Origin of the sequence: Kaistia granuli DSM 23481, assembly GCF_000380505.1 — a bacterium.
GTDB lineage: Bacteria > Pseudomonadota > Alphaproteobacteria > Rhizobiales > Kaistiaceae > Kaistia > Kaistia granuli.
In genome coordinates, this window is sequence record NZ_AQYH01000020.1 from 122,115 (window position 1) to 135,729 (window position 13,615).

Here is a 13,615-nt window from a genome sequence, read left to right on the forward strand (position 1 = left end):
GAGGGATCGCGTCAGCTCCGGCTGCGCGAGAGGCCCTTTTGCTGCAATTCCGCCAGGTATTCCGTCCAGAGCTTGTCCTGATCGCGACCCAACTCGGCCAGATAGGTCCAGGTGAATAGCCCGGTGTCGTGACCGTCGTCGAAATTCAACCGCACCGCGTAGTTGCCGACCGGGCTGATCGAGGCGATGGCGACATCGATCTTGCCGGGCACGGTCTGCTTCTGCGCCTTGCCATGGCCCTGAACCTCGGCCGACGGGCTGGTGACGCGCAGATATTCGGCCGGCAGGGCGTAGCGGGTGCCGTCCTCGAAGGTGACGCTGAGCAGGCGCTTGTCGGGCGACAGGCGGATCTCGGTCGGCCAGGGGGACGAGGCGGAAGTCGAGGCGGTCGGATGGGTCGGGGTCGTCATGGTCGTCTCCGGCGGCCGGGCGGCCGAACGAATTGCGCGGCCGGGCGCCGTTGGGCGTCCGGTGTGTGCCGGGCGAGCCTTTGAAAAGGCCCGCCATCTCGTCTACATAGCAGAGATGGTCGTCCAAGTCGGAATTGGGCGGCCCGAGGGCTGTGCATGAACCAGATCGTGCCACTGGTGGCCGAGACGAAACCGATGATCGATCCGTTCGGGCGATCGATTACCTATCTCCGCGTCTCCGTGACGGACCGCTGCGATTTTCGCTGCGTCTATTGCATGGCCGAGGACATGACGTTCCTGCCCAAGAAGGACGTGTTGTCGCTGGAGGAACTCGACCGGCTCTGCAGTGCGTTCATTGCCAAGGGCGTGCGCCGGCTACGCCTGACCGGCGGCGAGCCGCTCGTCCGCCGCAACATCCTGTCGCTGATCCGATCGCTCGGCCGGCATATCGAGAGCGGGCAGCTCGACGAGCTGACTCTGACAACCAACGGCTCGCAGCTTTCGCGTTTCGCCAGCGAACTGGCCGATGCCGGGGTGCGCCGTATCAATGTCTCGATCGATACGCTCGATCCCGCCCGCTTCCGCGCGATCACCCGCTGGGGCGACCTCGACAAGGTGATGGCGGGGCTCGACGCCGCCCAGGCGGCCGGCCTCAAGGTCAAGATCAACGCCGTCGCGCTCAAGGACGTGAACGAGCATGAGATCGACGATTTGATCCGCTTCGCGCATGGGCGCGGCATGGACCTGACGTTGATCGAGACGATGCCGCTCGGCGAGATCGAAGCCGACCGCACCGAGCAGTACCTGCCGCTCTCGACCGTGCGGGCGCGGCTGGAGCAGAACTGGACCCTGAACGAGATCCCGTACAAGACCGGCGGGCCGGCTCGCTATCTGGAGATCGCGGAGACCGGCGGCAGGCTCGGCCTGATTACGCCGCTGACGCATAATTTCTGCGAGAGCTGCAATCGGGTCCGCGTCACCTGCACGGGAACGCTGTTCATGTGTCTCGGCCAGGAGGATGCGACGGATCTGCGGGCGCCGCTGCGCGCTTCGGAGAACGATACCCTGCTTTCGGCCGCGATCGACGAGGCGATCGGGCGCAAGCCGAAGGGCCATGATTTCATCATCGACCGCGAGCATCGCCGCCCGGCCGTTGGTCGCCACATGAGCATGACTGGCGGCTGACGCCGCACTTGGCGCCATCGCCATATGCTGCATCGCAGCAGTCGCGTTGCTTGCGGGCCTGACCGTTTTTCTTGTCTTCCATGTATTGCGCTGGCTTTTACGCCGCGTCTCGGTTGCTTCGCGCCGACGAATTGGTCAATCTCGACCGGTCGGGGCCGACCCGCTTCGACCCGGATCATCTGCGGCGCCGTGTTGCCGCGCATCGCCTGAAGTCCCATGCCCGCCCTGGCCAACAATTCCCGCGGCATCATCATGATGGTGCTTTCGAACCTCGCTTTCATCATCAATGACACCTGGATCAAGCTGGCCAGCGACAGCCTTCCAACCGGCCAGATCCTGTTCATCCGGGGCGCCTTCGCTTTTGCCGTCATTCTGGTCGTGGTGTTTGCTACCGGTACCCACCGGCAATGGCGGCTCGCCTGCGACCGGCTGCTCGCCTGGCGCACGGTCGGCGAGATCGGCGCGACGCTGCTCTACCTCTATGCGCTGTTCAACATGCCGATCGCCAACGTCTCGGCGATCGGGCAGATCGTGCCGCTGATGACGACGGCGGCGGCGGCGGTGTTCCTGGCGGAGCCGGTCGGCTGGCGGCGCTGGATGGCGATTGCCGTCGGCTTCTTCGGCGTGCTGCTGATCATGCGGCCGAGCGTATCGGGCTTCGATCTATACTCGCTGGCGGCGCTGGCCTCGATGGGCTTCATCACGCTGCGCGATCTGGTGACGCGCGAATTCAAGCCGGGAATGCCGACGCTCCTGGTCATCGCGGTCACCGCCGCCGCGGTCATGATGACCGGCGCAACGATGTCGCTGACGGAGACCTGGCCGATGCCTGACGCGCGGCAATGGACGATCCTCGCGGCAGCGGCCGTCCTGCTTGTCGGCGGCTACGGCACGTCCATCCTCGCCATGCGGCTCGGCGCCATGGCCGTCGTGGCACCGTTCCGCTATTCCGGCATCATCTTCGCCGTCATCCTCGGCTACATGGTGTGGGGCGACGTGCCGGACGCGCTGACGCTGATCGGCACGCTGATCGTCGTGGCGACGGGCGTCTACACGTTCCGGCGCGAGATGCGCCTGGCACAGCAGGCGCAGCCGACATCGGCGGTGGTCAACCCGTCCAACGGGTGACGACGGCTTCCAGCTCGGGGCGGATGCGATCGGCCGGCCGCTCGGTCTGGCGGCCGAGATGGATGAATCCGGCGACCCGTTCGCCGGCGCCAACGCCGAGAATCGCGGCGGCCTCGGGGTCGCGGCCCGGCCATTTCAGAAGCCATTGCGCGGCATAGCCATGGGCGGACGCGGCGATGATCAGGTTCATGCCGACGGCGCCGGCGCCGAGGACCTGGTCCCATTCGGGGATCTTCGAGGTCGGGTCGGGATGGCTGACGACGACGACCGTCACCGGCGCGCGCATCATGTAGAGCGTCCACATGTCGCTCTTGGAGATATCCAGCCCCGGATAGCGGGTGGCGTAGAGCGCGTCGAAGCGCTCGCCCGAGATCCGGCGCGCGTCGTCCTCGACGACGATGAAGCGCCAGGGCGCCAGCCGGCCGTGATCGGGCGAACGGGCCGCGATCGTCAGGATCCGGTCGAGATGATCCGCCGGGATCGGCATGGGATCGAAGGCCCGCATCGGAACCGAGCGTCGCGTCTCCAGCTTGGCCAGCATGTTGGGCGAGTATTGCAGTTCGAAGGCGTCGTCATAGATCGGAACGGCGGCCGTTGCCGGCTTGCCGTGATGGGCGGGGCCCTGCTGATTCATGGGGGGCATGCTTTCGTCTTCGGGCGCGGTGACGCTTCGAGAGATGCGCCCGGCCAGGACGATTTGCAAGGGATGGGAGAGGGTGGGAAGCCGCCCTTTTCATGCCCGCTGGACGCGAATATCGGCGCCTGTTGCGCGGATTCGACAGGGGGCGAACGGATAAGCGCCGCACCCGTGCCGGGCGCGACGCTTTTGTCGAAGGGGAACCCGCCGCCGCTTTCGCGTCGGCGAAGGTATCAGGCGGCGCGGGCGGCCAGCGCCTGGTCGGCGGTCAGCGCCGTCTCCGGCGTGCCGGAGACGATCAGTTCCAGCACTTCCTGCTCGGTCGTGTGCTGGATGTAGCGATCGCCGACATTCTGGCCGCGCTTCATCACCATGATCCGGTCGCCGACCTCGAAGATGTCGGTCAGGCGGTGCGAGATGATGATCTGGGCGACGCCCTGGCGCTTCAGCTCGGCCATGGTCTCGAGCAGCCGCTCCGTCGCCATGACGGAGAGGTTGGCGGTCGGCTCGTCGAGGACGACGACGCGCGGATTGAACGAGATGGCGCGGGCGATGGCAACCGATTGCTGGCGGCCGCCGGACAGGCTCTCGACCTTCTGGAACACCGAGTTGACGTCGACCTTGAGGCGCTTCAGCACCTGGTCGGCCTCGGCATACATGCGGTTGCGGTCGACGAAGAGGCCCTTCTTCGGCCAGCGGCCGAGGAAGATGTTCTGCGCGATGTCCATGTTCCCGCACAGCGCGAAGTCCTGGTAGATCATTTCGATCCCCTCTTCGCGGCTTTCATGCGGGTTCTTGAAGTGGGTCGGCTTGCCCGAAACCAGCACGTCGCCGGAATCGCGCTGATAGGCGCCGGTCATCACCTTCATCAGGGTCGACTTGCCGGCGGAATTGTCGCCGACGAGCCCGAGGATCTCGCCCTCGCCGAGGGTCAGGTTGATGTCCTTGAGGGCCTGGACGGGTCCGAAAGCCTTCGAGATGTGACGCATCTCGACGATCGGGGCAGCTTTGTTTTCTGACATGGGCGTTCTCAGACGTGAGCTGTTTCGGGGGATGCCCCGGATTTTCGGGAGAAGCGGCGACGGATCGAGCCGGCGAGGTCACCCTGCCTGAACCAGATATCGCCGACGACGGCAATGACGAGGATGAGGCCAATGAAGACATTCACCCAGTGCTGCGGCATCACGAAGGATTGGCCATTGCCGAGGATCAATTGCAGCGACAGCAGCGAGCGGATCAGCGCGATCACCGCCGCGCCGGCCAGCGCGCCGAGCACCGTGCCATAGCCGCCGAAGATCGAGCCGCCGCCGATGATCACCGCCGCGATCGCATCGAGCTCACGCAGCTGACCGGCAGACGGATTGAACGAGCGCAGGAAGGCGACATAGATGACGCCGGCGGCCGCGGCGCAGAGCGCCGAGAACACCAGGCTGATCGCCCTGACCCGCGCCGTGCTGATGCCGGCATAGTCGGCGGCGCGGCGATTGCCGCCCGTCGCATAAACCATCTGGCCGAACGGCGTTTTGGCCAGAACAACGCCCGCGATGATGGCGACCACGATCATGAAGATCGTCTGCACGCTGACGGCGGCGGCGATGTCGTAGAACAGCGTTCCCCGGGCCGGCGCCACGTTGAAGTAGGCGAGCGCATCGATCAGCTTGCGGCCGATCAGGTTGAAGGACTCCGGGAAGGACGACAGCTGCCGTCCGGCCGTCAGCCAGGCGCCGATGCCGCGCGCCATGTAGAACATGCCGAGCGTCGCGACGAAGGCCGGCAGGCCGAAGCTCACCGTCAGCAGCGCGTTGACAGCGCCGGCCGCGGCGCCGGCGATGAGCGCGATGAAGGCGGCGCTCATCGGGTCGAAGCCCATCTGTTTCATCAGGAAGGCGCAGGTCGCCGCCGACAGCGCCAGCACCGAACCGACCGAGAGGTCGATGTCGGCATTGGCGATGACATAGGTCATGCCGATCGACAGCAGGCCGACCTCGGTGAAGGACAGCATCAGGTTGAAGGTGTTGTCGAGCGAACCCCAGAAATCCGGGCGGAGATAGAGGCCGGCGCACCAGAGCAGGACGGCGAGGATGATCGCCGCCGCGTCGCGACGCGCCAGGAAATGCGAGATCGGGCCGCGCGCCCGCATCGAGCGGTCGGAGGCGGACGAGCCCTTGGTCTGCGCGCCTTCGATGGCGACGCCGCCGATCTCGATAATCGGGGGCAGGGGCTTGCCGCGCACCCGCGCCCAGAGGCGCGGGAAGACGTTGCGGCGGATGATCCAGGGCTCGATCAGCACCGAGATCAGCAGGATCAGGCCGAGAAAGGCCGGCACGGCGCCGGGCGGCAGCTGGGCCATGCCCTGCACCTGCATCTCGACGTCGCCGACCTTGACGGTCCGGCTCATCGGAATGCCTTCGCGGAGAACCTTGTCGATCAGCGTGACGAGGATGGCGCCGAGCGCGCCGCCGAGCAGGCGGCCGCGACCGCCTAGGATCGAGGCGCCGCCGACTATCACGGCGGCGATGACGATCAGCTCGGCGCCCTGGCCATATTGCGAGGTGATGCCCTTGTCCTGCGCGACGCTCATCAGGCCGGCCAGCGTGGCGGCGAGGGAGGAGAGGACATAGGCGCGCATCCGCACGCGGCGGGTCGGGATGCCGGCATAGGTTGCCGCCAGCTCGTTGCCGCCTGTGGCGTAGGTCTCGTAGCCCCAGCGCGTTTTGGCGAGCACGAACATGCCGACGATGGTGACGAGCGCGAAGATCAGGATCTGGTTGTTGAAGCCGAAGGCGTTGGTTTCGCCGATCTGGAAGAACCAGGGCGCCGTCAGGGCCTTCTCGCTGTAGGAGACCGTCTTGCCTCCGGTCAATCCGAGCACGAAGCCGCGGCCGATGAACAGCATGGTCAGCGTCGTGATGAAGGACGGCACACGCAGGACTGTGACGAAGAAGCCGTTCAGGAGGCCGACGCCGAGGCCGACGATGATGGCGGCGGCGAGCGACGGCACGATGCCGAGATCATAATAGGACGTCGAGAAGGCCAGCGAGAACACCGTCGCGACCAGGCCGAACGTCGATCCGACCGAGAGGTCCAGATCCTTGTTGATGATCACGAAGGTCATGCCGGCGGCCATGACGCCGTAGCGCGCGGTATCGCGCAGGATCGCCGAGATGGCGTCCGTCTGGCCGAAGAACTTGGGATTGATGAAGACGCCCGCGATGTAGAGCAGCACCATGAAGATCAGCAGGCCGACTTCCCAGCCTCCGATCAATTCAAGCGGCAGGCGTCTGCGTGCGGGGGCAAGGGTCGTCGATGTCATGGGCTTTATATCTTTGCGTCGAAACGAGCCGAATGGCTGCAAAGCGCATCACGCCTCTCCGTTCACCGGGCAGGGCACGGTCGCACGGAGAGGCAGTCGCGTTGTCCGGCAGCCCTTGCGGACAAGGGCTGCCGGAACGGGCTCAGTTTTCGAAGCGCTTGCCGACCAGGTCGACCGTGTCCTTCGTCACGAGCTGCGCGCTCGTGTCGAGATTGGCGGCCGATACGCCGCGGTCGATCTGGAGGTAGAGCTGGGCGACGGGCCAGAAGCCCTGCAGGAACGGCTGCTGGCCGAGCGAGCCGGTGAGCGCGCCGGTGCGGATCTGTTCCTGCTGCTTCGGACCGAGGTCGAAGCCGAAGGCGCAGACCTTGCCGTTGAGCTTGAGCTGGGCGACCGCGTCGCCGAGCGCCGGCGTCACGAAGCCGTTGGCGGCGAAGGCGCCGACGACGTCACCGCGCGACTCGATCAGCGAGACGACGGAGTTGGTGATGTCGTCCTTGTTGACGTCGATGCCGATGTTCTCGGGGCCGGCGTCGACCTTGAAGTCGGCCAGGCGGCCGGCGTCGTTCAGAACCTTGACGGCGGCCTCGAAGGCGGCCGTGACGCGACGGTTGACTTCCTCGTTGCCGAGCGTGGTCGTCGACGGGAAGATGATCGAGCCGCCCTTGGCGCCCGAGTCGATGATGCACTTGGCGAGCGCCTCGCCACCGATGGCCGCCGCCGTCGAGAGCTGGCCGGTGTGGCTGATCTGCGAGCGGTTGGCGATCTTCGGGTCGAACGAGTTGGTCGTGGCGACCGGAATGCCGTTGGCGAAGGCCTTCTTGACGATATCGTCATAGGCGCCCGACTGCGGCGTCGTCATGATCAGGCCGTCGATCGTCGGATCGTTGATGACCTGGTTGAGGATCTCGATCTCGCGCGGGATATCGTCGACCGGGGCTTCCGAGCCGAGCTTGATCAGGTTGATGCCGAAGGCATCGGCCGCGACCTGGGCGCCCACATAGGTGGGATCGAAGAAGCCGTTGCCGGCGGTGTGGGTGACGATCGCGAAGGTGAGCTTGCCGTCCTTGGAGTGGAAATCCTTGGTGGTTGCAGCTTCCTTGGCGGCGTCCTCGAACGAGTAGCCACCGACAGCCTTGCCGAGCGTGCCGCCCTGGGCGAAGGCCGCCGTGGCGATGAGCGAGACGGATGCGCCGAGCGCGAGCGTCTTCAGAATCTTTTTCATACTATCCTCCCCAATAGCCAACTCGGGGACGTCGAGCGTCGGTCCGAGATGGCCGCAGCATAGGCAAGCCGCGAAAGCCCCGCAACGGCCGCTTGACGCAAGTTGTCGCGATTTTGAGGTCCGCTCCTCAAGGATTTTCCCTAAAATCTCGCGCCGCAATCGCCCGTGTTGCGCTGCACAAGACTTAAATACTTCGAATATTGATATAATTTTCTCTTGCTGCATCGCGGCATGGCTTTGCGGCAACTGCGCAATAAGCGGTGCATTACGGCGGAGGCTGTACTTTGGGGCGAGCGGGGGCCGGGTTCACGCAGCCGCCCGGGTAGCGTCAGGGCAGGGCGCTCGGGTCGCCGGAGAATTCGGCGCTCGAGAAGGTGCCGCCCTGGGTCAGTTCGGCGACCGGATCAGCGGTACGCTTCTCGGCCAGGGCGGCGGCGAAGCGGTCGGCGCTGTCGGCCGGCAGATAGCCGAGCCGTTCGGCGTTGGAATTGTCCCAGAAGGAACGCGAATTGTCGGAGACGCCGTAGACGATCTCGTAGGTGTAGTCGGCGCCCAGCCCGACCTCGATCATCCGGACGAGGTCGTCGAACGACATCCAGGTCGACAATTGCCGCGCGTCGGCCGGCTCGGCGAAGGAGGAGCCGATGCGGATGCAGAGCGCCGCGATGCCGTGCTTGTAGGCATAGAGCGCGGCGAGGTCCTCGCCGAACGCCTTGGAGAGGCCATAGCGGCCGTCCGGTGCTGCCTGGGCCCGGTGATCGATCCGCGTCGAGCGGCGATGCAGGCCGATCGCATGGTTCGAACTGGCGAAGATGATGCGGCGGACTCCGGCCAGCCGGGCACCCTCCCAGAGATGGATGGCGCCGGCGATGTTGGCAGAGAGGATCGTATCCCAACTGTCCTCGTTCGAGCGGCCTCCGAAATGCAGGATCGCATCGACGCCGCGGCAGAGCTCGGCCACCGCGTCGGCGTTGGCGAGATCGCAGCGCATGACCTCCTCGCCGGGGCCGGCCGGATCCATCTCGGCGACATCGGAGAGGCGTAGCACGGGGAAGCGCCCGGCGAGCCGTGCTCGCAGGACGCGGCCGAGATGTCCGGCCGCGCCGGTCAGGAGAACGCGCTGATACGGCATCGCTGGTGTCTCTGCTCCGGCTGGTTGCGCCTCAGCCTACGGTGCTCTGCTGTCCATACTCCAGGCTCCTGGCACGGAGCGCGTCGGCGGCGCTGCGAATGGCGGCCAATGTCGCGGGATCGTCGAGGTTGCTCAGGAATTCGGACATCGGGCCTGTCTCGGCGATGCCGGCGAGCGCCACGGCCGCGTGCAGCACGCGGATCGGCGAATGCTTGTCGCGAAGATCCTCGAGCGGGATGAAGTTCGCCCGCAGCGCGGCCGCCTTGTCGACGTCGCCCTGCTTCAGGGCTTTCAGGATCGCCATCGACAGATGCGGCGCGACGCAGACCGAGCCCGAGGTGAAGGCATTCAGCCCGAAGCGGGTGACGTGTTCGATCACCGGCCGCTCGCCGATCCCGCTGATGATCCGCTCGCCGGATCCCGTCGCGTCGAGCAGGGCGGAAAGCAGCGCGTCCTCGGCCGTGTCCTTGCGGACGACCGCATATTTGACGGTGCAGACAGCGCCATCGGCCATCAGGGCGGCGAGATCGCGCGGCTCGATATAGCCTTCGTTCTTCACATAGGCGATCAGCGGCTTGCCGTACCGGTCGGCCAGCTTGCGCAGGCCGGTGGCGACGCCGGCGGGGGTCGCCGGGAAGATGAGGGGCAGCAGCATCGCCGTCGGGAGGGCGCGCTCGCGCAGCCGGTCGACCTGGTCGCAGGCCTTGCCATAGTCGGCGCCTACCGACGGAATCATCCAGCCATCGGCGGGGGCGACGCGCTCCAGCACGTCGAGCAGCGTCCCGAACTCGGCGACGCCCATATTGTAGAGATTGGCGTTGCCGCCGAACATGTAGGTGGTGACGCCGCCGGCGCGCAGCCAGTCGACCAGGCGCCGCGTCTCGCCCTCGTGGATCGCGCCGTCGGCCCCGCGCGGCAGCGGCGGAACCGAAAGGACGGATCGTGCGAGATCGATGGGGGTGACGGCATCTGTCTTCATCGGAGCTCTCCAAGTCAACTTGTAACCCAATATTACATATTTTCTGCGCTTTGGCGACGAGAAATGACAGGTTGGCTTCCGGGGAGGCGGTCGATTGCCCGGTGAGATGACAATTCTCCTGTGGTGCGGCCGATCACGCTGGCTGGCCGACGGTCGACGCGACGGGCGGCGCATGCGATGGTTGCGGCCTTGCCATAACAGGAGCGCTTTCATGACGGATCTCGGCCTTCGCCCGCTTGTTCCCACCCTGCACCAGCTGGCCGAGAGCGCCGTCTATGACGATCGCAACAACCGGCTGCTCTATTGCGACATTCCCGACAAGGCGATCCACGCCGTCGATCTCGCGACCGGCGAGACGAAGGTCTGGCGTTTCCCGTCCGTCGTCGGCTCGTTCGGCCTGACCGAGACCGGCCGTTTCGTGGTGGCGCTGCGCGACAGTGTCGTGCTGTTCGATCCGGAGACGGGCGAAAGCACCACGCTCGCCGAGATCGAGGCCGATATTCCGGAGACCCGCCTCAATGACGGCAAGGTCGGCCCGGATGGCTGCTTCTGGGTCGGCACGATGGACGAGCGACCGGATCGCCAGCCGATTGGCGCGCTCTATCGCGTCGACGCGAAGGGCCATGTCGAGCGCAAGATCGACGGGCTGATGGTTTCGAACGGGCTCGCCTTCGGCCCGGACGGGCGGACGATGTTCCATTCCGATTCGCGCGGTCCCTGGATCGATCGCTGGGCGTTTGATCCCGCCACCGGCGAAATCAGCGAGCGCAAGCGCATCGCCGTGCTCGACGACACGATCGGCCGGCCGGATGGCGGCGCGACGGATGCGGAAGGCTGCTACTGGAGCGCCGGCGTCTCTGGAGCCAAACTGAACCGCTTCTCGCCCGAGGGCGAATTGCTGGCGAGCTACGACGTGCCGGCCGCGGCGCCGACCATGCCGGCCTTTGGCGGACCCGACATGAAGACCCTGTTCCTGACCAGCCTGCGCGACGGTCGCACGGAGGAACAGCTGGCGCGCTGGCCGCTGACCGGCTCGGTGTTTATCGGCGAGTCGCCGGTCGCCGGTTCGCCCGTCTCGCGCTTCCGCGACGTGTGATTGTCCCAAGCGGGCGGGGGCCGCAAGGCCCTCGCCCCCTTGCGGGAGAGGCGCGTTCTCCCGAGATCGGAAACGGCGTCGGCCTACTCGTCTTCCGGGGGTAGCGCTCGCGGCTTGCGGTCGGTGTCGATCGACACGAAGGTGAAGGTCGCTTCCGTCACCTTGTTCACGTCGTCGGTCAGCCGGTTGCGCCGCCAGGTTTCGACGAACACCCGGATCGACGTGCGTCCGGTCGAGATCACCTTGCCATAGATCGTCACTTCGTCACCGACGAAGACAGGGCTCAGGAACGACATGCCATCGACGGCGGCCGTGACCGTGCGGCCGCGCGCCCGCCGGGTCGCGATCGTGCTGGCGCCGAGATCCATCTGCGACATCAGCCAGCCGCCGAAAATGTCGCCCGACGGATTGGTGTCGTGCGGCATCGCGATCGTGCGGATGACGGGGATCGTCGTCTGGTGCGGAAACTCGGGCGCGCTGGCGGTGGTCATGGTGCCTCCTTGGCTCAACCGGCGTCGAAATGAAACGGGGCGCCCGAAGGCGCCCCGCTGAAACGGCATCCTGTCGCGGTCAGACCGAGTAGTACATGTCGAATTCGACCGGATGCGGGGTGTGCTCGAAACGGATGACTTCTTCCATCTTGAGCTCGATGTAGGACTCGATCATCGACTTCGAGAAGACGCCGCCTTCCAGCAGGTAGGCGTGGTCCTTCTCGAGCGAGACGAGCGCCTCGCGCAGCGACGCGCAGACCGTCGGGATCTTCTTCAGTTCCTTCGGGGGCAGGTCATAGAGGTTCTTGTCCATCGCGGCGCCCGGATGGATCTTGTTCTTGATGCCGTCGAGGCCGGCCATGAGCATGGCCGCGAAGGCGAGGTAGGGGTTCGCGCCCGGATCCGGGAAGCGGACTTCGACGCGCTTCGCCTTCGGCGAGGTGGCGAACGGAATACGGCAGGAAGCCGAGCGGTTGCGAGCCGAGTAGGCCAGCAGAACCGGAGCCTCATAGCCCGGGACCAGACGCTTGTAGGAGTTGGTCAGCGGGTTGGTGAAGGCGTTCAGCGACTTGGCATGCTTGATGATGCCGCCGATGTAGTACAGGCAGGTCTCGGACAGGTCGGCATACTCGTTGCCGGCGAACACCGGCTTGCCGTCCTTCCAGATCGACTGATGCACATGCATGCCCGAGCCGTTATCGCCATAGACCGGCTTCGGCATGAAGGTGGCAGTCTTGCCATACGAGTTCGCGACGTTGTGGATCGCGTACTTGTAGATCTGCATGTGGTCGGCCATCGTCACGAGCGTGCCGAACTTGACGCCGAGCTCGTGCTGGGCCGAGGCGACCTCGTGATGGTGCTTCTCGACGACGACGCCCATCGACTGCATGGCGGCGAGCATGTCGCCGCGCATGTCCTGCAGGCTGTCGATCGGCGGCACGGGGAAATAGCCGCCCTTGGTCTTGACCCGGTGGCCGAGGTTGCCGCTCTCGTAGTCGGTGTCGGAGTTGGTCGGCAGCTCGATGTCGTCGAGCTTGAAGCTGGTGTTGTACGGCGTGGCCGAGAACTTGACGTCGTCGAAGACGAAGAATTCGGCTTCCGGACCGACGAAGATCGTGTCGCCGATCTTGGTCTGCTTCAGATAGGCCTCGGCCTTCTTGGCGATGCCGCGCGGGTCGCGGTCATAGGCTTCGCCGGTGGTCGGCTCCAGAACGTCGCAAACGATCGAGAGGGTCGACTGCGCGAAGAACGGGTCGATGGTGGCCGTCGACGGATCGGGCATCAGCAGCATGTCGGACTCGTTGATCGCCTTCCAGCCGGCGATCGAGGAGCCGTCGAACATCGTGCCTTCGGCGAAGATCTCTTCGTCGATCATGCCGATGTCGAACGTCACATGCTGCCACTTGCCGCGCGGATCCGTGAAGCGGAAATCCACATACTTCACGTCCTGCTCCTTGATGAGCTTCAGGACGTCTTTCGCGGTCGTCATAACTCTCTTCCTTCTATCAGGTGAACTGTGTGCCCGGTCATGGCTGAGGCAAGCAACAAGCCGGCGGTGCCGGCTGAGGGAGTTCCGGCGATCGGGTCGCCGGTCGGATGTGGGGCTAGATCGCGTCCAGTCCGCTTTCGCCGGTGCGAATGCGAACCGCTTCCTCGATGTTGGAAACGAAAATCTTGCCGTCGCCGATACGGCCGGTCTGCGCCGCCTTGCGGATGGCGTCGACCGCGCGCTCGACCAGTTCGTCGCCCAGCACGATCTCGACCTTCACCTTCGGCAGGAAGTCGACGACATATTCCGCGCCCCGGTAGAGCTCGGTGTGCCCCTTCTGGCGGCCGAAGCCCTTGGCCTCGGTGACGGTGATGCCCTGCAGGCCAACCTCCTGCAGCGCTTCCTTCACTTCATCCAGCTTGAAGGGCTTGATGATGGCTTCGATCTTTTTCATTGCCTCCGCATCTCCGAATGCTTGCCTGTGACGCCTGCCCAACCTGGCCGAATGCCGGCCTGGCTATCCACTTGCA

At 65.5% G+C, this 13,615-nt stretch carries 13 protein-coding genes; 3 read left to right on the forward strand and 10 right to left on the reverse strand.

All coding sequences use genetic code 11. The features are described from left to right. Positions 1-11: 11 nt before the first annotated feature. Positions 12-410, reverse strand: a complete 399-nt coding sequence (locus G342_RS0122160; RefSeq protein WP_018185369.1) for a gamma-butyrobetaine hydroxylase family protein — start codon at positions 408-410, stop codon at positions 12-14. A 156-nt stretch (positions 411-566) separates the two neighbouring features. On the opposite strand from G342_RS0122160, the gene moaA reads away from it, so the two are divergent. Together moaA and G342_RS0122170 are read left to right on the forward strand one after the other, a co-directional pair. Then, positions 567-1,595, forward strand: coding sequence for a GTP 3',8-cyclase MoaA (gene moaA / locus G342_RS0122165; RefSeq protein ID WP_018185370.1), 1,029 nt, complete (start codon positions 567-569; stop codon positions 1,593-1,595). A gap of 216 nt (positions 1,596-1,811) precedes the next feature. Further along, positions 1,812-2,723, forward strand: a complete 912-nt coding sequence (locus G342_RS0122170; protein WP_018185371.1) for a DMT family transporter — start codon at positions 1,812-1,814, stop codon at positions 2,721-2,723. Here the strand turns inward: G342_RS0122170 and G342_RS0122175 are convergent. The 6 genes from G342_RS0122175 to G342_RS0122200 form a co-directional block, all read right to left on the reverse strand. Further along, on the reverse strand, positions 2,704-3,366 hold the full coding sequence (locus tag G342_RS0122175; protein ID WP_245557323.1) for a nitroreductase family protein: 663 nt from the start codon (positions 3,364-3,366) through the stop codon (positions 2,704-2,706). The genes G342_RS0122170 and G342_RS0122175 overlap by 20 nt on opposite strands. Before the next feature lie 227 nt (positions 3,367-3,593). Continuing rightward, complete coding sequence (locus tag G342_RS0122180) at positions 3,594-4,382, reverse strand: ATP-binding cassette domain-containing protein (RefSeq protein ID WP_018185373.1); 789 nt, start codon at positions 4,380-4,382, stop codon at positions 3,594-3,596. An 8-nt stretch (positions 4,383-4,390) separates the two neighbouring features. Then, complete coding sequence (locus G342_RS0122185) at positions 4,391-6,673, reverse strand: ABC transporter permease (protein ID WP_156831066.1); 2,283 nt, start codon at positions 6,671-6,673, stop codon at positions 4,391-4,393. A 142-nt stretch (positions 6,674-6,815) separates the two neighbouring features. Next, entirely contained in the window at positions 6,816-7,898 is a 1,083-nt protein-coding gene (locus tag G342_RS0122190) for a substrate-binding domain-containing protein (protein WP_018185375.1), read from the reverse strand. Positions 7,899-8,226: 328 nt separating this feature from the next. Beyond that, entirely contained in the window at positions 8,227-9,030 is an 804-nt protein-coding gene (locus G342_RS0122195; protein ID WP_018185376.1) for an NAD-dependent epimerase/dehydratase family protein, read from the reverse strand. A 31-nt stretch (positions 9,031-9,061) separates the two neighbouring features. Continuing rightward, positions 9,062-10,009 (reverse strand): dihydrodipicolinate synthase family protein, encoded by a 948-nt coding sequence (locus tag G342_RS0122200; RefSeq protein WP_018185377.1) that lies wholly within the window; start codon positions 10,007-10,009, stop codon positions 9,062-9,064. Positions 10,010-10,220: 211 nt separating this feature from the next. Between G342_RS0122200 and G342_RS0122205 the strand changes: the two genes are divergently transcribed. Continuing rightward, positions 10,221-11,105 carry an SMP-30/gluconolactonase/LRE family protein gene (locus G342_RS0122205; protein WP_018185378.1) on the forward strand — a complete coding sequence of 295 codons (885 nt, stop codon included), beginning with the start codon at positions 10,221-10,223 and terminating at the stop codon, positions 11,103-11,105. Between the two features lie 83 nt (positions 11,106-11,188). On the opposite strand, the gene G342_RS0122210 is transcribed toward G342_RS0122205, so the two are convergent. The 3 genes from G342_RS0122210 to G342_RS0122220 form a co-directional block, all read right to left on the reverse strand. After that, a complete protein-coding gene (locus G342_RS0122210) occupies positions 11,189-11,596 on the reverse strand; it encodes an acyl-CoA thioesterase (RefSeq protein ID WP_018185379.1) in 408 nt (135 codons plus the stop codon). A gap of 79 nt (positions 11,597-11,675) precedes the next feature. Continuing rightward, entirely contained in the window at positions 11,676-13,085 is a 1,410-nt protein-coding gene (gene glnA / locus G342_RS0122215; protein WP_018185380.1) for a type I glutamate--ammonia ligase, read from the reverse strand. 115 nt (positions 13,086-13,200) lie between these two features. Then, positions 13,201-13,539, reverse strand: coding sequence for a P-II family nitrogen regulator (locus G342_RS0122220; RefSeq protein WP_018185381.1), 339 nt, complete (start codon positions 13,537-13,539; stop codon positions 13,201-13,203). Positions 13,540-13,615: the final 76 nt, after the last annotated feature.

What these genes read in the sequence shown, in the direction of transcription:
- G342_RS0122170 (WP_018185371.1), top strand. Translation starts at nt 1,812, where the DNA reads ATGCCCGCCCTGGCCAACAATTCCCGCGGCATCATCATGATGGTGCTT.
- G342_RS0122180 (WP_018185373.1), bottom strand. Translation starts at nt 4,382, where the DNA reads ATGTCAGAAAACAAAGCTGCCCCGATCGTCGAGATGCGTCACATCTCG.
- G342_RS0122185 (WP_156831066.1), bottom strand. Translation starts at nt 6,673, where the DNA reads ATGACATCGACGACCCTTGCCCCCGCACGCAGACGCCTGCCGCTTGAA.
- G342_RS0122160 (WP_018185369.1), bottom strand. Translation starts at nt 410, where the DNA reads ATGACGACCCCGACCCATCCGACCGCCTCGACTTCCGCCTCGTCCCCC.
- G342_RS0122210 (WP_018185379.1), bottom strand. Translation starts at nt 11,596, where the DNA reads ATGACCACCGCCAGCGCGCCCGAGTTTCCGCACCAGACGACGATCCCC.
- G342_RS0122220 (WP_018185381.1), bottom strand. Translation starts at nt 13,539, where the DNA reads ATGAAAAAGATCGAAGCCATCATCAAGCCCTTCAAGCTGGATGAAGTG.
- G342_RS0122205 (WP_018185378.1), top strand. Translation starts at nt 10,221, where the DNA reads ATGACGGATCTCGGCCTTCGCCCGCTTGTTCCCACCCTGCACCAGCTG.
- G342_RS0122195 (WP_018185376.1), bottom strand. Translation starts at nt 9,030, where the DNA reads ATGCCGTATCAGCGCGTTCTCCTGACCGGCGCGGCCGGACATCTCGGC.
- G342_RS0122175 (WP_245557323.1), bottom strand. Translation starts at nt 3,366, where the DNA reads ATGCCCCCCATGAATCAGCAGGGCCCCGCCCATCACGGCAAGCCGGCA.
- moaA (WP_018185370.1), top strand. Translation starts at nt 567, where the DNA reads ATGAACCAGATCGTGCCACTGGTGGCCGAGACGAAACCGATGATCGAT.
- glnA (WP_018185380.1), bottom strand. Translation starts at nt 13,085, where the DNA reads ATGACGACCGCGAAAGACGTCCTGAAGCTCATCAAGGAGCAGGACGTG.
- G342_RS0122190 (WP_018185375.1), bottom strand. Translation starts at nt 7,898, where the DNA reads ATGAAAAAGATTCTGAAGACGCTCGCGCTCGGCGCATCCGTCTCGCTC.
- G342_RS0122200 (WP_018185377.1), bottom strand. Translation starts at nt 10,009, where the DNA reads ATGAAGACAGATGCCGTCACCCCCATCGATCTCGCACGATCCGTCCTT.